At 64.3% G+C, this 21247-nt stretch carries 20 protein-coding genes; 8 read left to right on the top strand and 12 right to left on the bottom strand.

Translation table 11 applies throughout. The features are described 5' to 3' along the window. Positions 1-158 precede the first annotated feature (158 nt). Positions 159-1268 (bottom strand): TRAP transporter substrate-binding protein, encoded by a 1110-nt coding sequence (locus tag P9236_RS13690; RefSeq protein WP_278075156.1) that lies wholly within the window; start codon positions 1266-1268, stop codon positions 159-161. Between the two features lie 244 nt (positions 1269-1512). Here P9236_RS13690 and P9236_RS13685 point away from each other — a divergent pair, with 244 nt between their 5' ends. Then, positions 1513-2286: a gamma-glutamyl-gamma-aminobutyrate hydrolase family protein gene (locus tag P9236_RS13685; RefSeq protein ID WP_278075155.1), complete on the top strand. Its 774-nt coding sequence runs from the start codon at positions 1513-1515 to the stop codon at positions 2284-2286. Positions 2287-2309: 23 nt separating this feature from the next. Here the strand turns inward: P9236_RS13685 and P9236_RS13680 are convergent, their stop codons facing one another. The 5 genes from P9236_RS13680 to P9236_RS13660 form a co-directional block, all read right to left on the bottom strand. Continuing rightward, a complete protein-coding gene (locus tag P9236_RS13680; RefSeq protein WP_278075154.1) occupies positions 2310-2696 on the bottom strand; it encodes a hypothetical protein in 387 nt (128 codons plus the stop codon). Positions 2697-2833: 137 nt separating this feature from the next. Beyond that, positions 2834-3817, bottom strand: coding sequence for a 2-hydroxyacid dehydrogenase (locus tag P9236_RS13675; protein ID WP_278075153.1), 984 nt, complete (start codon positions 3815-3817; stop codon positions 2834-2836). Next, positions 3814-4836, bottom strand: a complete 1023-nt coding sequence (locus P9236_RS13670; protein WP_278075301.1) for a LacI family DNA-binding transcriptional regulator — start codon at positions 4834-4836, stop codon at positions 3814-3816. Before P9236_RS13670 ends, P9236_RS13675 begins: the two co-directional genes overlap by 4 nt. A 145-nt stretch (positions 4837-4981) precedes the next feature. Beyond that, positions 4982-5866: a DMT family transporter gene (locus tag P9236_RS13665; RefSeq protein ID WP_278075152.1), complete on the bottom strand. Its 885-nt coding sequence runs from the start codon at positions 5864-5866 to the stop codon at positions 4982-4984. Positions 5867-6045: 179 nt separating this feature from the next. Further along, a complete protein-coding gene (locus tag P9236_RS13660) occupies positions 6046-6453 on the bottom strand; it encodes a DUF2000 family protein (RefSeq protein ID WP_278075151.1) in 408 nt (135 codons plus the stop codon). Between the two features lie 40 nt (positions 6454-6493). Between P9236_RS13660 and P9236_RS13655 the strand changes: the two genes are divergently transcribed. Continuing rightward, on the top strand, positions 6494-7348 hold the full coding sequence (locus P9236_RS13655) for an AraC family transcriptional regulator (protein WP_278075150.1): 855 nt from the start codon (positions 6494-6496) through the stop codon (positions 7346-7348). Positions 7349-7558: 210 nt separating this feature from the next. Here the strand turns inward: P9236_RS13655 and P9236_RS13650 are convergent, their stop codons facing one another. After that, on the bottom strand, positions 7559-8032 hold the full coding sequence (locus P9236_RS13650; RefSeq protein ID WP_278075149.1) for a MarR family transcriptional regulator: 474 nt from the start codon (positions 8030-8032) through the stop codon (positions 7559-7561). A 381-nt stretch (positions 8033-8413) separates the two neighbouring features. On the opposite strand from P9236_RS13650, the gene P9236_RS13645 reads away from it, so the two are divergent. From P9236_RS13645 to P9236_RS13625, 5 genes are all read left to right on the top strand, one after another. After that, on the top strand, positions 8414-9457 hold the full coding sequence (locus P9236_RS13645) for a GTP-binding protein (protein ID WP_278075148.1): 1044 nt from the start codon (positions 8414-8416) through the stop codon (positions 9455-9457). 269 nt (positions 9458-9726) lie between these two features. Continuing rightward, a complete protein-coding gene (locus tag P9236_RS13640) occupies positions 9727-10701 on the top strand; it encodes a WD40 repeat domain-containing protein (protein ID WP_278075147.1) in 975 nt (324 codons plus the stop codon). Between the two features lie 72 nt (positions 10702-10773). After that, entirely contained in the window at positions 10774-12150 is a 1377-nt protein-coding gene (locus P9236_RS13635; RefSeq protein ID WP_278075146.1) for an aspartate aminotransferase family protein, read from the top strand. 11 nt (positions 12151-12161) lie between these two features. Then, positions 12162-13568 carry a glutamine synthetase family protein gene (locus P9236_RS13630; protein WP_278075300.1) on the top strand — a complete coding sequence of 469 codons (1407 nt, stop codon included), beginning with the start codon at positions 12162-12164 and terminating at the stop codon, positions 13566-13568. A gap of 59 nt (positions 13569-13627) precedes the next feature. Then, positions 13628-14314, top strand: coding sequence for a UdgX family uracil-DNA binding protein (locus tag P9236_RS13625; RefSeq protein ID WP_278075145.1), 687 nt, complete (start codon positions 13628-13630; stop codon positions 14312-14314). A 15-nt stretch (positions 14315-14329) separates the two neighbouring features. On the opposite strand, the gene P9236_RS13620 is transcribed toward P9236_RS13625, so the two are convergent. The 4 genes from P9236_RS13620 to P9236_RS13605 all read right to left on the bottom strand — a co-directional run bounded on the left by P9236_RS13620 (position 14330) and on the right by P9236_RS13605 (position 18722). Then, the gene (locus P9236_RS13620) at positions 14330-15604 is read right to left on the bottom strand and encodes a glycerate kinase (protein WP_278075144.1); all 1275 of its coding nucleotides are present in this window, start codon (positions 15602-15604) and stop codon (positions 14330-14332) included. Continuing rightward, positions 15601-16104: a heme-degrading domain-containing protein gene (locus tag P9236_RS13615; RefSeq protein ID WP_278075143.1), complete on the bottom strand. Its 504-nt coding sequence runs from the start codon at positions 16102-16104 to the stop codon at positions 15601-15603. The genes P9236_RS13620 and P9236_RS13615 overlap by 4 nt, the downstream gene beginning before the upstream one ends. Before the next feature lie 75 nt (positions 16105-16179). Beyond that, entirely contained in the window at positions 16180-17493 is a 1314-nt protein-coding gene (gene guaD / locus P9236_RS13610; RefSeq protein WP_278075142.1) for a guanine deaminase, read from the bottom strand. Positions 17494-17495: 2 nt separating this feature from the next. Further along, positions 17496-18722 (bottom strand): urate hydroxylase PuuD, encoded by a 1227-nt coding sequence (locus P9236_RS13605; protein WP_278075141.1) that lies wholly within the window; start codon positions 18720-18722, stop codon positions 17496-17498. 150 nt (positions 18723-18872) lie between these two features. Here P9236_RS13605 and P9236_RS13600 point away from each other — a divergent pair, with 150 nt between their 5' ends. After that, positions 18873-19793: a LysR family transcriptional regulator gene (locus tag P9236_RS13600; RefSeq protein WP_278075140.1), complete on the top strand. Its 921-nt coding sequence runs from the start codon at positions 18873-18875 to the stop codon at positions 19791-19793. Positions 19794-19907: 114 nt separating this feature from the next. Here P9236_RS13600 and P9236_RS13595 read toward each other — a convergent pair whose 3' ends face one another. Further along, positions 19908-21062 carry an ISNCY family transposase gene (locus P9236_RS13595; RefSeq protein WP_278075299.1) on the bottom strand — a complete coding sequence of 385 codons (1155 nt, stop codon included), beginning with the start codon at positions 21060-21062 and terminating at the stop codon, positions 19908-19910. Between the last annotated feature and the right edge of the window lie 185 nt (positions 21063-21247).

Raw genomic sequence — 21247 nt, 5'->3', positions numbered from 1 at the left:
GTTCTTCCCTTCTCCCCTTGTGGGAGAAGGTGTCGCCGAAGGCGACGGATGAGGGGTGCTCCAGCTTGGCGCCGACGGCACTCCGGCCAACACCCCTCATCCGTCTCGGCGCTGCGCGCCGATCCACCTTCTCCCCTTGGGGAGAAGGAGTGCCTCGCTTACAGCTTGCCGTTGCGCTGCTGCACCATCATGAAGGTGTCGTAGTTGTACTCGGCGACCTGGGCCCAGAGATAGTGCTCCTTGCGGAAGCCCTTGATCGATTCCCAGATCTTCTTGAACGGCGCGTTGTTGGCTTCCATTTCGGCATAGACTTCGTTGGCCTTTTCGAAGCAAGCCGCCATGATCTCCTGGCTGAAAGGCGCTAGCTTGGCGCCGCCCGCGACCAGCCGCTTCACCGCGGCCGGATTGAGGTAGTCGTATTTCTGCAGCATGTTGGCGTCGGCAGCTTGCGCGGCCGTGTGCACCAGCGACTTGTAGGCCGGCGACAATTCCTCGTACTTGGCCTTGTTGAACATCAGATGCACGGTCGGACCGCCTTCCCACCAGCCGGGATAATAGTAATAAGGCGCGACCTTGTAGAAGCCGAGCTTCTCGTCGTCGTAAGGGCCGACCCATTCGGCGGCGTCGATCGTGCCCTTTTCCAGCGCCGGATAGATGTCGCCGCCGGCAATCTGCTGCGGCACGACGCCGAGCTTCTGCACCACCTTGCCGGCGAAGCCGCCGATGCGCATCTTGAGGCCGGAAAGATCGGCGACCGTATTGATCTGCTTGCGGAACCAGCCGCCCATCTGCACGCCGGTGTTGCCGCCAGGCAGGCCGAACAACCCTTGCGTGGCCAGGAACTCGTTGAACAGGTCGATGCCGCCGCCATGATAATGCCAGGCATTCATGCCGCGCGCGTTGAGCGAGAACGGCACCGCGGCGCCCAGCGCCCAGGTCGGGTCCTTGCCCCAGTAATAATATGCCACCGTGTGGCAGGCCTCGACCGTGCCGGCCGTGGTGGCGTCGGCGGCCTGCAGGCCGGGCACCAGCTCGCCCGAGGCGAAGACCTGGACCTGGAAATTGCCGTCGGTCGCTTCCGACAGCATCTTGGAGAAGACCTCGGCGCCGCCATAGATCGTGTCGAGCGATTTCGGGAAGGACGATGCCAGCCGCCACGTCACTTTCGGATTGGATTGGGCGATCGCCGGCGTGGCAAGCGCCGCGGCCGCCGCCGCGGCGCCGATACCGGACGCACCGGCCTTGCGGATGAATGAACGACGATCCATGCAGTTTCCTCCCGTTTCGGATCAACAGACCGACATTCGGACATCGTCGCTGCCCTGGTCGGCTGCGCGAAACAATACACGGGCAAGATGTCGAGTCCAGCATCGTGGGCGACGTGCAACTATAGTCTAACGTCAAGTGCCTTGGCCCATCCGGAGAGACAAACTTGCCATGGCAAAATGCCGTCGGATCGCCTATTTTGTAGGCAGAATAATTCGTTAGCCCTTGATGGAACCCGTATCAAAAATGCAGCAGCCGCTCGTTGCCGTCTCGACCGACGTCCGCCAGTTCGACAACTACACCTGGCATGCCGCGCCGCAGCAATATCTCGAGGCGGCGGTCACCGGCGCCGGCGTGTTCCCGGTGCTGGTGCCGTCCTTCGGCGACCGGCTTGATCTCGACGAGCTGCTGTCCTCGGTCGACGGCGTCATGGTGACGGGATCGAAGTCCAACGTGCATCCCTCGCTCTATGGCGGCGATCCCAGCGAGGCCAACGGACCCTACGATCCCGCGCGCGACGCCACGACCCTGCCGCTGATCCGCAGCGCGATCGAGCGCGGCGTACCGCTGCTTGCCATCTGCCGCGGCATCCAGGAACTGAACGTGGCGCTGGGCGGCACTTTGGCCACGGAGATCCAGGAACGCGAGGGATCACTCGACCATCGAGCGCCGGTGAGCGACAATCAGGACGAGCGCTTCGTCATCCACCAGAAAATCTCGATCAAGCCCGGAAGCTGCCTCGCCGGAGTGTTCGGCGCTGGCGACATCAAGGTCAATTCGCTGCATCGCCAGGCGATCGACCGGCTCGGCACCAGGCTGCAGGTCGAGGCGCTCGCTGCCGACGGCACGATCGAGGCCGTCTCGGTCAAGGATGCCCGCGCCTTCGCGGTCGGCGTTCAGTGGCACCCCGAATATTGGGTGAAGTCGGACAGCAACTCGGCGAAGATCTTTCGTGCTTTCGGCGATGCCGTGCGCCTGCATGCGGCCGCGAAGGCCGGGGCGCGCGCGGCGGCGGAATAAGCCCGCCTCTGGAATCCTGCCGGTTATTCGTCGTTGTCCAGCGCCAGCAGCGGCGCGGCTGGCGCGTAAGATTCGTAGCCGTCGCCATCGGCGACGCTGAACGTGACGACCGGATCGATGCCGTTCTCGCTGAAGGCGACCGTGCCGTCCGCCTGCTCGCGCCAGAACTTCACCCGCTCGATGCCGGGCATCAGCGCGCGGCAGTCCGGAGCAACGCTGAGCTGGGACAGGCCGTCCGACACCTCGGCGCCGCGTTGGACGGCGCAGGCCGCTTCATCGCCATTGGCCGTCAATCTGTAGGTGCTTGATGCGGCCGGCTCGATGGCCGCGCTTTGGCCATCACCACCATGCAGGAGCTGCACGCCCCCGAACAACGCAACCGACGCAACCAATCCGGCCAACAGCTTCACTCTGCCTCTCCGCACCAAAGCGCGCCGCGCTTGCCTCTGGTCCATGTATGTCGCCGCCCTCGACCTCGCGCGACATGCATAACTGAGTATGCACAATGATTCCAAAGGGTTAAGCAGACGTTAATAAATGTGGCCGATCAGGCGCGCGGCTTGATGTTGGCCGTCTCCGGCACCGGGGTCAGCGGCCGTCGTTCGCCGAACCAGGAGACGAGATTGTCGACGCAGAGATCGGCCATGGCCCGGCGGGTATGGTCCGACGCCGAGCCGACATGCGGCACAAGCGAGGTGTTTGGCGCATCGAGCAGCGCCTTGGGCACATTCGGTTCGTCGGCAAAGACATCGAGCCCGGCGGCTGCGATGGCGCCACTCTCGAGAGCGGCGGCAAGAGCCGCCTCGTCCACCGTGCTGCCGCGGCCGATATTGACGAAGACGCCGTTCGGACCCAGCGCCGACAGGATTTCGGCATTGATGGCCTTTTCCGTGGCCGCACCGCCCGGCGCCACGCAGATCAGCGTATCGACCGCCTCGGCGAGACCCTTCAGCGTCGCATGGTATTCGTAGGACAGGCCCTCGACCTTGCGGCGGTTGTGGTAGGCGATCGGCAGACCGAAGGCTTCCAGGCGATGGGCAACGGCAAGGCCGATGCGGCCCATGCCGAAAATGCCGACGCGGCGGCCGCGCAAGGTGAGCCGGCTCAAGCGATAATTGCCCTTCCTCACCCAGTCGCCGTCGCGCAGCCATTTCTCGGCGGCGTACATTTCGCGCACGGTGTTGATCAACAGGCCGATCGTGGTGTCGGCGACCTCTTCGGTCAGCACGTCCGGCGTGTTGGTGACCATGACGCCGCGCCTGGCCGCATGATTGGCATCCACCGAATCATAGCCGACGCCGAAATTGGCGATGATTTCGAGATTGGGCAGCGCGTCGATCATGGCCGCGCTGATGCCGCCGAAAGAGGCAATGCCGCGCACGGCCTCACGCATCTCGCCGGTGACGAGCGCCGGATCGGCACGCTCGATCCACACGCGCCGAAACGCCTTGTCGATGCGGCCTATCGCATGGTCGTTGAAATGGCCCGGCACCAGAATGGCGACCGGAAACTCCGCTTCCGTCTTTGTCATTGACGCTCCACCGGCTTGCCGGTGGACTGGCGCACGTGCAGCTCCGGCTTGATCAGTTCCTGGGACGGCCGAACGGCTTGCCCGTTCAGCTTGTCGAGCAGCGCGCTGGCGGCGCGGCGGCCGACCTCGCGCTGGCCATTCCAGACCGTTGTCAATGCCGGAGTTGCGATTGCCGCCTCCTCGAGATCGTCATAGCCGGTGACCGAGATATCGACGCCCGGCACGAGCCCAGCCCGCGCAATACCGTTCATCAGTCCGATGGCGACGAGATCATTCCAGCAGCAGGCGGCGGTCGGCTTGTCTTTCAGCGCCAAAAATTGTCCTGCGGCCTCGAATCCGGCCTGCTTGGTGCGCGGTCCGGGAATGCGCCAGGACGGCCTGACCTCCAGCCCCGCCGCCTCCATCGCATTGAGATAGCCCTGGTAGCGGTCGCGGCCGGTCGAGGTCTGGTCGGTGCCGCCGATCATGGCTATGCGCTTGTGGCCGAGCGAGATCAGGTGGTTGGTGGCGAGCGCCGTGCCATAGGCATCGTCGCCGCGGAAGACCGGCACATCGGCTCCGGCGACGGTGCGCGCGATCAGCACCGCAGGCAGGCCGTTCTCCTCGGCCATGATGATGTCCTCGGCCGGCGTGCCGATGGCCGGCGACATGATGACGCCGTCGGCGCCCAACTGCAGCAGCGTGTCGATGAAGGTGCGCTGCTTTTCGAGCTGATCGTAATGGTTGGACAGGATGAAGGTCTGGCGGCTGCGGTCGAGCTCGCTCTCGATCGAGCGCAGGATCTCGGCGAAGAACGGGTTCATGATGTCATGCACGACGACGCCGACAATGCCGGAGCGCGAAGTGCGCAGCGACGCGGCGCGGCGATTGTAGATATAGCCGATGGCGCGGGCATGCTCCTTGATGCGCTCGCGCGTGGAGCCTGCGACCAGCGGGCTGTCGCGCAGCGCCAGCGACACCGTTGCCGTGGACACGCCAAGCGCATCCGCGATCGTCGAAAGCTTGATCTTCTGTGCCAGTGCCCTTCGCTCCCTAGAGCATGATGCCGAAAAGTGTGGAGCGGTTTTCGGACGACATCATGCTCTATCTCTTTGGTTTTAGGGTCCTTGGATTCGCGTCTTTAAATTGTTTAAATTCGGCCTTATGCCATCGTTCGGGGGCAATTCAAAGTTTTTTCGCCAAGGTCTCGGCCTCGGTGTCCAGCAAGGCGGAATTGCGCAGCCGCAGCCTGTGCTCGCGGTGGATGATGTAGAGACCGCTGGCGACGATGATGGCGGCCCCGAGCAGCGTCCAGCGGTCGGGAAACTGGTGGAAGATCAGCCAGCCGGAAATGATCATCCACACCATCTGCGAATAAGGGTATGGCGCCAGTGCCGTGGTCGTCGCCAGGCGATAGGCCTGGACCAGCAGCCAATGCCCGCCGGCGCCGAAGACACCCAGCATCAGCAGAATCACCCAGTGCCAGCCGTCCTGCGGCAGCGACAATGAGAAGGGCAGCATGGGCAGGAGCAGCACCGCCGGTGCCAGCGCCGAGAACAGGATCAGGCTTTCGGACGTCTCCGTCGACGACATCCGCCGGGTCATGATGACGTAGAAGGAGTTCGACAGCATCGAGCCGAGCGCGAAGAGATGACCGATGCCGAACACGCCGACGCCGGGCCGGGTGATGATCAAAACGCCGACGAAGCCGGTGAGGATCGCCAGCCAGCGCCGCCAGCCCGCCCATTCGCCGAGCAGCGGCCCGGCCAAAGCGGTGATCACCATCGGACCGAAGAAATAGATCGAGGTGGTTTCGGCGAGCTGCAGGGTCCTGAGCGCCAGGATGTTGAACATGGTCGAGCCGAAAAGCAGGCATCCGCGCAGAATGTGCGCGGGCAGGTTGTTGGCGCGGAAGCGCCAGGGCTCGCGCCAGCCGCGCAAAAAGAGACCGACCAGCAGGACATGGACGGTGAAGCGGGTCCAGGCGACGATCAGCGCCGAGACGCCGGCGAGCACCAGATATTTGCTCGAGGTGTCGAGAAAGGTGAAGCAGACATAGACGCAAAGCATCAAGAGCATCGCCGCGGGCGGCGTTGCGCTGTCGTCTTGGGTTCGGGAAACAGACAAATTCAGGCCGGAAGGAAGCGGAGGCGGAGATCCTACCTTTGCGGCAATCAAAGCTTGCCGGCAAGCCAATTGTCGTGCGTGGCCGGACCAAAACCAGCCGCTGCAACAACGGCTTTGACCGCTCAGGCGTGCATGCGGGCGCCCTTGGTGATCTTGTCGACCAGCTTCTTTTCGGCCCGCAATGCGACGCCGACCATCTTGGCGTCGTCGGGCGCGAATTCGGCGAAGACGGCGCGGTTGGCAACGTCATGGCCGGTCGAGAACATCTCCTCGACATAGGCGGACGTCGTCACGCCGCGCTCCAAAGCCCGGCGATGGATCGCGGCGAGCGTCGGCCCATCCGCCGAAAGCACGATGACGGGCTGGATCGAGAGCGGATTGAAGAGATTGCCGGCGCGATCGCGATAGGGCTCGCCGATGATCTGAGGGAACTGCGCGACGATGCCGCTGGTGAGGAACGCGGTGACGTTGAGCTTCTGCCAGACGGCGAGGTCTTCCTTGAGCACGATTGCAAATTTCGTATCAAACACCAAAATTGTTCTCCGTGAGGTGGCCCGTGATGGATGAGCGATGGCGCACGGTCTAGGCGGTGAGGCGCTGGAAGGTCTTGAACGTTCGTGCGCGGCGGACGACCGCATCGTTTCGGCGCCGGGCGCCGCCGGCCTCGAGCGCATCGAGGCGCGCTTTCACGGCGATGCCTTCGAACTGCACCGCCACGATACCTATGCCATCGGCGTGACGCTCGACGGCGTGCAACGCTTCCATTATCGCGGCGCCGTGCGGCACAGCCTGCCCGGCCAGGTGATCGTGCTGCACCCCGACGAATTGCACGACGGCGGCGCCGGCACCGAGGACGGCTTGCGCTACCGGATCCTCTATCTGGAGCCGTCGCTGCTGCTCGATTGCCTGGGTGGCGCGCCGCTGCCTTTCGTACGGGATGCCGTGGTGAGCGATCCTCGGCTGCGCGGCACGCTGCTGTCGGCTCTGGCGCCTCTGGACGAGGAACTCGACGATCTGTTCGTGACCGATTTCATTGCGCAGCTGGCGCAGCAATTGAAACGTCATGCCGGACAGCCGGCAAAACCGATGGGAAAGACGGCATGGCGCGCCGCCACGCTGGCCCGCGACTATCTTGAGGAGAACGTGGAGCGACCCGTGCGCTCAGACGAGCTGGAGGCGATCACCGGCCTCGACCGCTATGCCCTGTCACGCCATTTCCGCGCGACCTACTCGACCAGCCCGCATCGTTTCCTTTTGATGCGCCGGCTGCAGCGGGCGCGGCGCATGATCGAGGCGGGGGAACCACTGGCCGAAATCGCGGCCGGCGCCGGCTTCAGCGACCAGAGCCATTTCAACCGGCATTTCAAGAAGGCATTCGGACTGACGCCGGGACGCTGGGCGGCACTGGTAGGCGCAACGCGTTAGCGTCGTCGCTCAGGCGCGACGCGCAGCGTCGTCGCTCAACCGCGAGACGTCCGGTGATAGGGCTCAGGCGCGATGCGCAGCATCGTCGCCCTTTCCGCTAGGCCGCCGATGCTTGGGTGGTGTGTGGAGCGACGACGCTGCGCGTCGCGCCTGCCGGGCAACATTGGCGCGGTGCCTGAAGCGACGACGCTGACGCGTCGCGCCTGCGCGTCACGCTTCATCCAGTTCGGCGTCGTCGTCGATCAGGACCAGCTCTTCGTTCGACAGGTTGGCCTCTATGCGGGCGAGCAGCTTGAACAGCGCCTTCTGGTCCTTCTTGTCGAGGCCCTTCAGCGCCTGCTTCTCGGTCTTCTTGACCGACTTCTCGATGGCGCGGATGGTCTCGCGGCCGCTATCGGTCAAAAAGATATGAGCCTGGCGGGCGTCGGCGTTGGAGGCGCGCTTTTCGAGAAAACCCTGCGCCTGCAGCCGGTTGATGGTCTTGGTGATGGTCGGCGGGCGCACACCGAGCTTGCCGGCGAGATTGCCCGGGGTCTGGCCATCCTCTCGGTCGAGCGCCAGCATGATCTGGTCCTGGCCGGCGTAGAAGCCATGCGCCAGAAGCCGCGCCGCGAGCGCTGTTCGCGCCAGCCGCGCCGCCGAATGCAGCCGGCTCATTGTCGCTGTTTTGTCCGCCTTGGCCATGGTCATTCCCTCTTCGGCCGAACCGGTGCGGCCAGCATAAAGGCTGTCCGGCGGCCGGCAAATGACGATTTCAAGAGACCGGCTTGCAGAACGCTTTGCCGGCAAGCATTGCGGTGCCCGCGCAGGTGATGCCAGATGTTTATTTCAGTTAGATGACAAACGACTTTCCAACCGGCGAGATTCACGGTGGAAAGCCCGCGGGGTCGAGGTGACGCCCGTGCGGCTGCCCCATTTGGCCAACTTGATCACCGCCATTCCGTCCGCGGCGCCGGCTTCGATCGCGGGATCGGCTGGCCCATTGGTTTGGCGCGTGCAAAAGCGTGGTTCACACCCTATATGAGGCCGACAAATTCTCCAGGACACAGATTTTCGAGGCGAGCCATGAGCGATGCACAGACGCAGATCCCCGTAACCGTTCTCACCGGCTATCTCGGCGCGGGCAAGACGACGCTGCTCAACCGCATCCTGTCGGAGAACCACGGCAGGCGTTACGCCGTCATCGTCAACGAGTTCGGCGAGATCGGCATCGACAACGACCTGATCGTCGAATCCGACGAGGAAATCTATGAGATGAACAATGGCTGCGTGTGCTGCACGGTGCGCGGCGACCTGATCCGCGTCGTCGAGGGCCTGATGCGCCGGCCCGGCCGCTTCGACGCGATCGTCGTCGAAACCACGGGCCTCGCCGATCCGGTGCCGGTCGCGCAGACCTTCTTCATGGATGACGACGTACGCTCCAAGACCAAGCTCGACGCGGTGGTGGCGCTGGTCGACGCCAAGCACCTGCCGCTGCGGCTGAAGGACTCCAAGGAGGCCGAGGACCAGATCGCCTTCGCAGACGTGGTGGTGCTGAACAAGACCGATCTCGTCACGCCCGAAGAGCTCGAAAAGGTCGAGGCGACGATCCGCGCCATCAACCCGGCAGCCAGGATCCATCGCACGGAGCGCGCCGGCGTGGCGCTTGGCGAGGTGCTCGACCGCGGCGCCTTCGACCTGTCGCGCGCGCTGGAGAACGATCCGCATTTCCTCGAGGCGCATGACCATGATCACGACCATCATGATCACGATCACCACGATCATGACGGGCACGATCATCATCACCATGACCATCCCTCGGACATCCACGATGTGACTGTGAAGTCGGTGTCGCTGCGCGGCGGCGAGATGGATCCGAAGAAATTTTTCCCCTGGATCGAGAAGGTGACCCAGATGGAAGGGCCGAACATCCTCAGGCTGAAAGGCATCATCGCGCTCAAGGGCGACGACGACCGTTATGTCCTGCAGGGCGTGCACATGATCCTCGAAGGCGACCACCAGCGCGCCTGGAAGGACGGCGAGAAGCACGAGAGCCGGCTGGTGTTCATCGGCCGCGATCTCGACGCCGAACGGCTCAGGAAGAGCTTTGAAGCCTGCCAGGCGGCTTGATTTTAGCCGCCCTTCCCTTCTCCCCTTGTGGGAGAAGGTGGATCGGCGCGCAGCGCCGAGACGGTTGAGGGGTGTTGGACGGAGTGAGACGCTGGTGTTCCCTGGAACACCCCTCATCCGACCGAGCTTCGCTCGGCCACCTTCTCCCACAAGGGGAGAAGGGAGAGCCGCAACGCTGGCGCCCTTCTCTTGTCGCGATCCGTCGTGGGTTGAGACCCGCAGCTCAACCCCTTAAGGGGAGAGACAGAAATCTCGAATGGACAACCTGTATGCCCACAGTCGCCCCGCTTGATCTCGAAGGCCATTGCGTCGCCGCCGTCTTCCTCAACGACGTGCCGCATTTCGCGCTCGCCGACGGGACGATCCACCGGTTGGACAATGGGCATAAGACGACGCAGGCCAATGACGGGCTGCTCGCAGCGTTCCACGACGCGGTCAACGACCGGCTGATCACCGGCGGCGAGGACGGCAAGGTGTTTGCCGTCAAGGCAGGCGGCGAGGCGAGCGCGCTCGCCAGCGCCGGCAAAAAGTGGATCACCAGCGTCGCCGCCGGTCCGCAGGGCGCGATCGCCTTTGCCTCCGGCAAGACCGCGTTCGTGCGCTTCGCCGACGGCAAGGTCAAGGAATTCGCCCATCCGCGCTCGGTGGAAGGCCTGGCCTTCTCGCCGAAGGGCATGCGCTTCGGTGTTGCCCGCTACAATGGCGCGACGCTGCATTTCCCGGCGGCCGAGGGCAAGCCGGTGGAGCTCGAATGGGCCGGCGCCCACACCGGCATCAGCTTCTCGCCGGACGGCGCCTTCGTCATCACCACCATGCAGGAGAACGCGCTGCATGGCTGGAAGCTTGCCGACGGCAAGCACATGCGCATGAGCGGCTATCCCGGCAAGGTGAAGAGCCTGTCCTGGAGCGTGAAGGGCAAGTGGCTGGCAAGCTCTGGCGCGCCGGCGGCGATCGTGTGGCCATTCGCGAGCAAGGACGGCCCGATGGGCAAGGCGCCGCTGGAACTCGGCACGCGCGGCAACACCATGGTGACCTGCGTTGCCTGCCATCCGAGCCAAGAGGTCACCGCCATCGGCTACGAAGACGGCATGGTGATCGCCGCGCGCTTCGCCGACGCCAAGGAAGTGCTGCTGCGCCGCCCCGGCAAAGGCGCGATCACCTCGATGATGTGGGACAAGGAAGGGCGCCGCATCGTGTTCGGAAGTGCTGCAGGCGATTGCGGCGTCATCGATATCACTGCGTAAGGGAATAGGCAGTGGGGAATAGGCAGTAGAAAGAGAGCCTACTGCCTACTGCCTACTGCCTGAGGGGGGCTCATGCATTCAATCGACCGGACTTCCATCGGCGGCATGGCTGCCGCCCGCATCGCCGAACTGCGCGAGGCGGAAGCGGCCGCCTTCCGCCAGGCGCGGCCGAAATCGGAAGCCAAGGTGGGCAACGGCATCGCCGGCTTCGTCGGCGGCGTGCCGATGCACTGGATGACCGACTGGCCGACGCCGTTCCCGATCCTGGTCGACGGCGCGAAAGGCGCGACAATCACCGATATCGACGGCAACAGGCTCGACGACTTCTGCCTTGGCGACACCGGCTCGATGCTCGGCCATTCGCCGCCGGCGGTTGCCCGCGCCATCCGCCGGCAGGCCGGGCGCGGCCTGACCTACATGCTGCCCAGCGAGGACGCCCTCGCCATCGGTCCGCTCCTGCAGCAGCGCTTCGGCCTGCCTTACTGGCAGATCGCAACCACCGCCACCGATGCCAACCGCTTCGCGCTGCGCGTCGCCCGCGCGGTGACAGGACGCGAAAAGATCCTGGTCTTCAACGGCTGCTATCACGGCTCGGTCGACGAGACGATGGTGCGGCTGATCGACGGCAAGCCGGTGAACCGGCCGGGGCTGGCCGGCGAGTTCCGCGACCTGACCCGGGCAACGAAGATCGTCGAGTTCAACGATGTCCAGGCATTGGAAGCGGCGCTTGGCCAACGCGACGTTGCCAGCGTCATCACCGAACCGGTGCTGACCAATTCCTGCATGGTGCTGCCGGAGCCCGGCTTCCACGACGCACTGCGGCGCCTCACCCGCGCCGCCGGCACGCTGCTTCTGATCGACGAGACGCACACCATCTCCACCGGTCCCGGCGGCTATACACGCAAATATGGGTTGGAGCCGGATCTGTTCGTGCTCGGCAAGCCGGTGGCAGGCGGCGTGCCGGCCAGCATCTGGGGCATGAGCGAGGAGGTCGCCACCCGCTACGGCGCCTACAACCGGACCAAGGAGCCCGGCTATTCCGGCATGGGCACGACGCTGTCGGCCAACCCGCTGCAATTCGCGGCGATGCGGGCCACGCTGGAAGAGGTGATGACCGAGGAGGCTTATGCCCATATGGACCGGCTGGCGCGCCGCCTCGACGCCGGACTCACCGCCGTCATCGCCCGATACAAGCTGCCTTGGCACGTCGCGCGGGTCGGCGCCCGGGTCGAGTTCATCTGCGCGCCGGGGCCGCTCAGGAATGGTGGCGAGGCTGAAAAGGCGCATGCGCCGGAGCTCGAGGCCGCCATCCATGTCGCGCTGGTCAATCGCGGCGTGCTGATCGCGCCGTTCCACAACATGATGCTGATCTCGCCGGCGACGACGTCCGGGCAGGTGAGCCGGCTGATCGCTGCCTTCGCCGCGGTTGCAGCCAGGCTTACGGCATGAGACAAGCGGCGATGGACAATCCGAACGCCATTGCGACCTCGCCTTCCGGCTCGACGCCCGCCGAGGCGAAAGCCTTTCTCGATGCCCATCCCGACATCGAGGCCTTCGACATCGTGCTCACCGATGCCAACGGCATCGGCCGCGGCAAGATCGTGCGGCGGCACGAGCTGATGAGCATTTTCGAGGGCGGCCGGCACATGCCGATCTCGATCCTCGGCCTCGACATCACCGGCGAGGACGTCCACGACACCGGGCTGATCTGGGACACAGGCGATGGCGACCTCAGGGCATGGCCGATCCCCGGCACGTTGGTGCCGCTCTACGGCACCAATCCGCCGCGAGGCCAGGTGCTGATGGCGATGTACCACCTCGATGGCCAGCCGATGTCGTCCGACCCACGCCTGGTGCTGGCAAGGCAGGTGGAATTGCTGGCGGCGCGCGGCCTGCATCCGGCCGGCGCCTTCGAGCTGGAATTTTTCCTTCTGGCCAACGAGCGCGACGCGGACGGCAAGGTGCAGGCAGCGCGCGCGGTGCTCGACGGCCGCCGCTCGGCCAAGACGGAGGTCTATTCGGTCGACCATCTGCACGGCATGGAGCCGCTGTTTTCCGACATCTACGCCGCCGCCAGAGAGCAAGGCATTCCGGCCGAGACGGTGATTTCCGAATATGCGCCCGGCCAGTACGAACTGACGCTCAACTACCGCAAGGACGTTATGCGGGCGGCGGACGATCTGGTCATGCTGAAGCGGCTGGTGAGGGCGCAGGCGCGCCGGCACGGCGTCACCGCCTGTTTCATGGCGAAACCGATCGAGACCTATGCCGGCTCGGGCATGCATTTTCACGTCTCGCTGCAGGACGACGCCGGCAAAAACGTCTTCACCGAGGCCGCCGGCGAGAAATGGTCACTAAGCCTGCTCAACGCACTTGGCGGACTGATCCATACCATGGCGGAATCGATGCTGGTCTTTGCGCCGCATGCCAATTCATGGCGGCGCTTCGTCTCGCAATCCTATGCGCCGGTGGCGCCGAGCTGGGGCGTCAACAACCGGTCGGTGGCGCTGCGCGTACCGGCGGGCGACGCCAAGAACCGCCGCATCGAGCACCGGCCTTCCGGCGTCGACGCCAACCCCTATCTGGTGGCGGCGACGGTGCTGGCCGGCATCGTCAAAGGCCTCGACGAGGGCCTGGACCCCGGTCCCGAGACGACGGGCAACGGTTACGAGCAGGCAACAGAGGCGTCCACCATGCCAGTGGATTGGCGCGCCGCGATCGAGGCTGCACGGGCATCCAGCTTCCTGAAATCGGCGCTCGGCCCCGACCTGCATCGGACCTTCGTGGCGATCAAGCAGGCGGAATATCTGCGCGTGGCTCGCACCGTCAGCGAGCTGGATTACCACCTCTACCTGCACGAGGTGTGAGGATCGGGAACCATCGCCAGGCTCGCCCATTTCAAGTTTGAAACCGGCGAGACAGAACCATGGCGACAACACCGTCAACGGCCTTGCAGCGCGAAGCGCGGCGTACAGCCAGGCGCATCCCCGCGTCCGAGGCAGACCCGGCAGCCGGGGAAGATGCCGCCTCCATCGGCGAGGCGCGAGAGGCGGCAAAAGGCTGCCGTCGCTGCCCGCTTTGGCATGACGCAACGCAGACCGTGTTCGGCGAAGGACCGGAAACCGCGGATGTAATCTTCGTCGGCGAACAGCCCGGCGATCAGGAGGATCTGGCCGGCAAGCCATTCGTCGGCCCGGCCGGCAGAATATTCGACAGCATCCTGGACGATGCCGAAGTCGACCGCCGCAAGGTCTATGTGACCAACGCCGTGAAACACTTCAAGTTCGAGCCGCGCGGCAAGCGGCGCATCCATTCCAAGCCCAATGCCGGCGAGATCCAGGCCTGCCGCTGGTGGCTGGACAAGGAGCTCGATTTCATCAAGCCGAACCTTGCGGTGGCGCTCGGCGCGACGGCGGCACAATCCCTGCTCGGCAAGGCGGTGCCGGTGTTGAAGACGCGCGGCGAAGTGATCGAGCGCGGTGACGGGCTGCGCGTCTTCATCACCATCCACCCCTCGCTTATCCTGCGCATCCGCGAACCGGAGGACAAGGCGGCCGAGCGCGAGCGGTTTTTGAAGGATATGCGGAAGGTGAAGCAGCTGATGGCGGCGTAGCCTTCACCGACCGCGCTACCGAACGAGGATCGCCCTCAAATCATTCACATTCGTCCCCGTCGGGCCGGGCACGAACAAATCGCCAACCGCATTGAAGGCCGTCCAGGCGTTATTGCCGGCAAGCATCGCCTTGGCGTCGACGCCCGCGGCGCGCATGCGTGCAACCGTCGAGCCGTCGGCGAAGGCGCCGGCATTGTTCTCCGAGCCGTCGATGCCGTCCGTGTCGGCGGCCAAAGCATGGATGCCGTCCATACCGTTGATGCCGATGGCGAAGGCGAGCAGGAATTCGGAATTGCGGCCGCCCTTGCTCCTTATGCCGTCAATGGGGGTCCGCAAAGTTACCGTGGTCTCGCCGCCGGAGAGGATCAGCACAGGCTTGCCAAAAGGCCGGTTGCGGGTCGCCACCTCGTGCGCAATCGCGGCATGGACGCCGCCGACCTCGCGCGCCTCGCCCTCGATCGAATCCGACAGGATGACGGCCTCAATGCCTTGGCGCTTGGCCTCGGCAGCCGCCGCTTCCAGCGAGACTCCGGCCGAGGCGATCAGATGCACTTCATTGCCGGCAAAGCGTGGATCGTCTGGACGGAGTGCGTCGGCCGCGTGCGAATTGATATGCGCCATGACGGAGGCCGGAAACCTCATGTTGTAGGCGGCGATCGCCGCCAGCGCATCCTCGCGGCTGCCGCTGTCCGGGACGGTCGGCCCCGAGGCAACCAGCGCCGGATTGTCGCCGGGGATGTCGGAGACGACCAGGGATACCACCTTCGCCGGATGAGCAGCCGCCGCCAGACGCCCGCCCTTGATGGTCGAGACATGCTTGCGGATGGTGTTCATCGCCGCGATCGGCGCGCCGGAAGCGAGCAGCGCCTCGTTGACGGCGATCTCGTCTGCCAAGGTCAGCCCAGGGGCGGGCGACGGCAGCAGCGCCGAGCCGCCGCCCGAAATCAGCGCCACGACCAGATCGTCGGGTGTCAGGCCGCGCACCTTCTCCAGCAGCCGGCGCGAGGCCTCGAGGCCGGCAGCGTCAGGCACCGGATGCGCCGCCTCGATGATCTCGATGCGCTCGCATCTGGCGCCATAGCCGTAGCGGGTAACGACCAGCCCGTCGATCGAACCATCCCAGACCTTCTCGAAGGCCGCCGCCATCTGCGCGGAGCCCTTACCGGCGCCGATGACAATCGTGCGGCCCTTCGGCTTTGCCGGCAAATGATTGCGGATCGTCCTTTCCGGATCGGCGGCAGCGACGGCGGCGTTGAAGATCGCGGTAAGGAAGGTTTTGGGGTCGGTCATTTCTCTTCCGGCGGCAGCCTGAGCTTGCTTGCGTCGACGCCAAGATGCGCGCACAGCGCATCGACCACGACACCATGGTCCTCGCGCTCCGGCAGACCGGAAACGGCAATGACGCCGATCACGCCGGCGCCTTGCACGGTGACGGGAAAGCCGCCGCCGGCGAGCACATAGTCGGCAATGTCCAGCGCCTCGCCAACCTTGAAGGTCCGGTCCGGCCGTTGCTGCTCCAGCACCATGCGGTAGGTGCTTCTGAGATAGCGCTTCACCACATTGATCTTGCGCCGCGCCCAGTCGGGATTGGAGGCGTTGGAGCCCGGCATCGCGGCATAGAACAGCGGCCGGTCGAAGGTCCTGATGTCGACGATGATCGGCAGGTTTTCCTTCAGCGCCCGGGCCCTGATCGCCGAGCCGATCTCGAAGGCCACAGCCTCGTCGAAGGCCGGGAAGACCAGCGTGGCTTCCTGCTTCTTGATCAGAGCGATGTCGTCGGCGGTGGCCATTGCGTTTCCCCTGTCAATGTCGTCGCACGCTTTGGCCGATGGCTGACGCGGGGTCAAGCGACGAGCGCATTTAATCTATGCGACAATCGCGCTCTTCGCCGGCCGACCCGCCACATAGACCTCACGCACGGCACGATCGTCGCCCAGCGTCTGCAGCAGGAAAAGTTCTTCCGCCAGCGTCTCCACCGTCTCCATTCTCAGCCGCATCGCCGGCGTGGCATGGGCGTCGAGCACGACGATGTCGGCATCGGTGCCTTCATCCAGCGTGCCGACCTTGTCAGCCACCGACAGCGCCTCGGCATTGCCGCGCGTCAGCTGCCAGAAGGACTGGAAGGGGTTCAGCTTCTCGCCGTTCAGCGCGATGACCTTGTAGCCCTCGTCCATGGTGCGCAGCATGGAATAGTTGGTGCCGCCGCCGACATCGGTGGCTGCCGCGATCCTGAGCGGCCTTTCGCGACGACAATAGCGCTGATAGTCGAACAGGCCGGAACCGAGGAAAAGGTTGGAGGTCGGGCAGAACACCGCCACCGAGCCCGACTGCGACATCGCATCCGCTTCGCGTTCCGACAGATGTATGCAGTGGCCGAACAGACTCTTTTTCCCCAGCATGCCGTAGTGCTCGTAGATATCGGTGTAATCACGCGACCAGGGATAAAGCTCCTGGGTGAAGGCGATCTCGGCGTGATTTTCCGACAGATGCGTCTGCATGTGAAGATCGGGATGTTCGCGGCAGAGCGCGCCGGCCATCTCCATCTGCTCGGGCGACGAGGTGATGGCGAAACGCGGCGTGATGGCATAGAGCTGGCGACCCTTGCCGTGCCATTCGACAATCAGCGCCTTGGTGTCGTCATAGCCGGTTTGCGGCGTATCGAGCACGCCGTCCGGCGCATTGCGGTCCATCATCACCTTGCCGGCAATGTTGAGCATATTGCGGTCATGCGACTCCGCGAAGAAGGCTTCGGCGGAAGATTTGTGCACGGAGCAATAAGCAGCAACCGTCGTCGTGCCATGGCGCAGCATCTCGTCAAGGAACAGCCGAGCGATGCGGCGGCCGTGCTGCGCGTTGCGGAACTTCGTCTCCTCCGGAAAAGTGTATTTGTTCAGCCAGTCGAGCAGCTCGGCGCCGTAGGACGCGATGACCTGCATCTGCGGAAAATGCACATGGGCGTCGATGAAGCCCGGCAGGACGAGATGCGGACGATGATCGATCGTCTCGACGCCGGCTCCCGCATGCTTCGCGACCTCGGCATAGGGACCGGCGGCAACGATCCTGCCGCTGTCGATCAGCAGCCCGCCATCCTCCTCGTAGCGCCAGGCGGAGTGGTCGTCTATCGCTTCGGGCCAACGCAGGAAAGAGAGCGTGCGGCCGCGCAGGAGTTTTGATGTCATGCTTACTTTCCGGCGCCTTCGAACCAGGCGACCAAAAGGGCCCGTTCCTGGTCGGTGATCTGGGTGACGTTGGCGGGCGGCATGGCATGCGCCCGGCCGGCTTGCAGATAGATCTCGCGCGCATGCTCGGCAATGCGCGCGTCCGTGTCGAGCATCACGCCCTTCGGCGCATGATAGATGCCCTCGTAGACGGGCTCCTCGGCATGGCACATCGAGCAGCGGCCGAGCACGGTGTCGCGCACGGCAGGGAAGTGCGCCGAGGCCATATAGATCTGCGCCGCAGAGGATGCGGCGGATGTCTTCGGCTCGCCGGTGAGCACCTTCGGCACGGTCGACAGCCAGATGATGATCATGAACAGGACGGCGGCGCCGAGCCAGGTCCAGGTCGGGTTGCCCTTCCGCGCATGCACGGTGTTGAAATAGTGCCGGATCAGCACGCCGATGATGAAGACCAGCGAGGCGATGACCCAGTTGAACTCAGTGCCGAAGGCCAGCGGATAGTGGTTCGACAGCATCAGGAACAGGACCGGCAAGGTCAGGTAGTTGTTGTGCAGCGAGCGCTGCTTGGCGATCTTGCCGTATTTCGGGTCCGGCTTGCGGCCGGCGATCAGGTCGGCGACGACGATCTTCTGGTTGGGGATGATGACCATGAAGACGTTGGCCGACATGATCGTGGCGGTGATGGCGCCGAGATGCAGGAAAGCGGCGCGTCCGGTAAAGAGGTGCGTCAACCCCCAGGCGATGAATACCAGCACGCAGTAGAGCACCAGCATCAGGCCGGTGTCGCTTTTGCCGAGCGGCGAGCGGCACAGAAGATCGTATACGATCCAGCCGACACCGATGGTGGCGAGCGACAGCAGGATGCCGACCGGCACCGAGACGTCGAGCACGTTGGGGTCGATCAGGAAGAGATCGGCGCCGGCATAATAGACCACGCACAGCATGGCGAAGCCCGACAGCCAGGTGGCGTAGGATTCCCATTTGAACCAGGTCAGGTGCTCCGGCATCTCGGCCGGCGCCACCAGATATTTCTGGATGTGATAGAAGCCGCCGCCATGCACCTGCCATTCCTCACCGAAGGCGCCGGCTGGCAGGCCGGGACGCTGGCGCAGGCCGAGGTCGAGCGCGACGAAATAGAAGGACGAGCCGATCCAGGCGATGCCGGTGATGACATGCAGCCAGCGGACCGCGAAACTCAACCAGTCCCAGAAAATCGCAAAATCCGTCATTGTGTCGCCCTTGGGACCCGTCCCTGCCGATTGCACGACTTTACGGTCTGGCGCCGAAACGAAAAGAGGCGAGGCCCGCGATGACTTTCAAAAAAAAATGGAAAATACTAGGTTCACTGCACATAGACGTTTGAGAGCCACGAAAGCCGCATGGCCTATCTCGACAACATCGCCGTCTTCGTCCGTGTCGTCGAGCTCGGCAATCTGTCGGCGGCCGGGCGCGACATGCGCATCTCTCCGGCGGTGGCCTCCAACCGCATCAAGGAGCTGGAGAAGCATCTGGGTGTGCGGCTGTTCAACCGTACGACGAGGCAGTTGATGCCGACCGAGCATGGCACGGTGTTCTACACCGGCGCCAAGCAGGTGCTGGACGCCATCACCGAAGCGGAGGCGGCGGTTGCAGCGCTTTCGGGGCAACCGCGCGGCACGATCAAGGTCACGGCGCCGCTCGGCCTCGGCCGGCGGCTGATCGCCTCCGGCATTCCGGACTTTCACGACAAATACCCCGATATCGAGGTGCGGCTCAGGCTCTCCGACCACAACGTCGACATCATGAAGGAAGGCATCGACGTCGCCTTCCGCCTCGGCATCATCGAGGATTCAAGTCTCAGGATGCGCGGCATCATGGACTGCGAGCGCGTATTGGTTGCGGCGCCCAAATATCTGGAGGCGCGCGGCGAGCCGGTCGAGCCGCAGGAGTTGATCGGCAAGAAGCACGACTGCCTGATGCTGCGCTATGCCGGCACACGCGAATATGTCTGGACGCTGCAGACGCCGAACGGCGTGCAGAAATTCGAGGTGCATGGACCTTACGACACCGACGACGGCGACGTTTTGACCGGCTGGGCGCTGTCGGGACGCGGCATCATCAACAAGCCGCGCTTCGAGGTCGAGCCGTTCATCCGCGACCAGCGGCTGAAGGTGATCCTGGCCAAGACACCGCCAACACCGGTGCAACTCGCGGCCGTCTATCCGCACAAGAAGCTGCAGGACCCGAAGGTGCGCCTACTGCTCGACTTCATGGCCGATCGCTGCCAGCGGCTGATCAAGGACATTCTCGCCGGCAAGTAGGGGCTGGCCGGCAGGAGACGGCCCACTGGCCTGGCCGATCGGGTGTCGGTAGCTAATCAAGTTGTCCGGTTTGGTAGCACGTCATTTGTCCGCTTCAGTTTGCGTCGAAGCGGTTCACGCAGCTCTGCCGATTGAGCCTCCGTCCAGGATTGGTGTGCCGTCTGAGCTGTATGTCGCAATGCGGCGGGGCCCGTGGAAGATTGCGAGTGTGCCATCGGGGTATTGCCTGACCTTAACGGTGGCTTTGACGAAGTGGTGTCGGATCGGGCTTTGCGGCAGTTGCAATCTGAGCCGCGCGAAGGCGACGGTATTGTCACGGGCAACGACACGCTCTTCCTGGATGCACAGGATCTCGGCCAGAACGGCCGGATCGGCGGCGACGAAGGCGCTGTCCTGGACTGCGGCCGACCTGGCGAAGCGGGCATTGTGAGCCGGCAGATAGGTTTGTGCGATGAAGCGGTTGGCGGCCGCGATATCGACAATGCCGGCCAGCGCCAGCTCCTTTGGCAGCCGATCCTGCAAGGTGGAGAACATCCGCTCCGAGCGGCCCCTGGCTTCGGGCGAATAAGCCGGGATATGCTCGATGCCCAGTTGCCGCAGCGCCCGTCCGACCTGGGTCAGCCGGTTCTTGTCGACCGCCTCGCCGGCCTTGAGCGTCACGAAATAATGGCTGCCGCGATCGGTGTAGAGGCTCAAGGGCAGGCCTTGGGCGGCAAAGGTCTCCAAAAGCCCCTGAAAACTCGACGCCGTGCCTTCCTCGGCAACCAGAAAGGCCGAATAGAGCGTGCTGGTGGCGTCGTCCATCGTCACGATCAGGTCCAGCTCCGGCTGGCCCGCCAGCCAGGCATGCCGGCTGCCGTCCTGGTGCAGCATCATCCCCTCGCACGGCTTCCTTTCCCGCTTGCGCCGATGCGCTCCGCGTCGCTTGGCCCGCTCGACCAACCCGGCCGCATGAAGCTGCGTCTTGATGAAGGTATAACCCCAGCTGAAGTCGTGATCGCGTATCAGGTGCTCGTGGAAATGCTTCACATTCCAACCGAGGTAACGGTTCCGGTAAAGCTCCAGCATCTCCTCGATTGCCTCCGCAGGCACCCGGCGCGTCGAAAGCTTGCCCAAACGCCGGTCCCGCAAGCCATCCTCCCCAGCCTCTTCATAGCGATCACGGTACCGGCGGAACTGGCGTTCCGACATCCCTAGCAGCTCACCCGCCTCCATCATCGAAAGATCGCCACCATTCCAACGGCTTAAAACGTCCCGAAACTTCCGCATTCTCCGGTCCTGTAGCCATGCTGCCCGTCCCATCCCCAGCCTCCATTCGCTGGCGATAAAACCGGACAACTCATCTGCTACCTAATCCGGACAACTCATGTGCTTACGACATGGCCTGGCCGATCGGGTTGCCTTGAACAAAGGCGAGCCTAGGTTGGTAGCGACATCGCTGGCAGCCAATGGGC

Origin of the sequence: Mesorhizobium sp. WSM4884 (assembly GCF_029625675.1) — a bacterium.
GTDB lineage: Bacteria > Pseudomonadota > Alphaproteobacteria > Rhizobiales > Rhizobiaceae > Mesorhizobium.
The sequence above is the reverse complement of the archived record's forward strand: the minus strand, read 5'-3'. Positions and strand labels throughout refer to the sequence as shown.

Coding starts and splice junctions, on each gene's coding strand:
- P9236_RS13595 (WP_278075299.1), bottom strand. CDS start 21,062: ATGCGGAAGTTTCGGGACGTTTTAAGCCGTTGGAATGGTGGCGATCTT.
- P9236_RS13640 (WP_278075147.1), top strand. CDS start 9,727: ATGCCCACAGTCGCCCCGCTTGATCTCGAAGGCCATTGCGTCGCCGCC.
- P9236_RS13665 (WP_278075152.1), bottom strand. CDS start 5,866: ATGCTTTGCGTCTATGTCTGCTTCACCTTTCTCGACACCTCGAGCAAA.
- P9236_RS13655 (WP_278075150.1), top strand. CDS start 6,494: ATGGCGCACGGTCTAGGCGGTGAGGCGCTGGAAGGTCTTGAACGTTCG.
- P9236_RS13685 (WP_278075155.1), top strand. CDS start 1,513: ATGCAGCAGCCGCTCGTTGCCGTCTCGACCGACGTCCGCCAGTTCGAC.
- P9236_RS13625 (WP_278075145.1), top strand. CDS start 13,628: ATGGCGACAACACCGTCAACGGCCTTGCAGCGCGAAGCGCGGCGTACA.
- guaD (WP_278075142.1), bottom strand. CDS start 17,493: ATGACATCAAAACTCCTGCGCGGCCGCACGCTCTCTTTCCTGCGTTGG.
- P9236_RS13600 (WP_278075140.1), top strand. CDS start 18,873: ATGGCCTATCTCGACAACATCGCCGTCTTCGTCCGTGTCGTCGAGCTC.
- P9236_RS13630 (WP_278075300.1), top strand. CDS start 12,162: ATGGACAATCCGAACGCCATTGCGACCTCGCCTTCCGGCTCGACGCCC.
- P9236_RS13650 (WP_278075149.1), bottom strand. CDS start 8,032: ATGGCCAAGGCGGACAAAACAGCGACAATGAGCCGGCTGCATTCGGCG.
- P9236_RS13635 (WP_278075146.1), top strand. CDS start 10,774: ATGCATTCAATCGACCGGACTTCCATCGGCGGCATGGCTGCCGCCCGC.
- P9236_RS13605 (WP_278075141.1), bottom strand. CDS start 18,722: ATGACGGATTTTGCGATTTTCTGGGACTGGTTGAGTTTCGCGGTCCGC.
- P9236_RS13620 (WP_278075144.1), bottom strand. CDS start 15,604: ATGACCGACCCCAAAACCTTCCTTACCGCGATCTTCAACGCCGCCGTC.
- P9236_RS13645 (WP_278075148.1), top strand. CDS start 8,414: ATGAGCGATGCACAGACGCAGATCCCCGTAACCGTTCTCACCGGCTAT.
- P9236_RS13675 (WP_278075153.1), bottom strand. CDS start 3,817: ATGACAAAGACGGAAGCGGAGTTTCCGGTCGCCATTCTGGTGCCGGGC.
- P9236_RS13690 (WP_278075156.1), bottom strand. CDS start 1,268: ATGGATCGTCGTTCATTCATCCGCAAGGCCGGTGCGTCCGGTATCGGC.
- P9236_RS13615 (WP_278075143.1), bottom strand. CDS start 16,104: ATGGCCACCGCCGACGACATCGCTCTGATCAAGAAGCAGGAAGCCACG.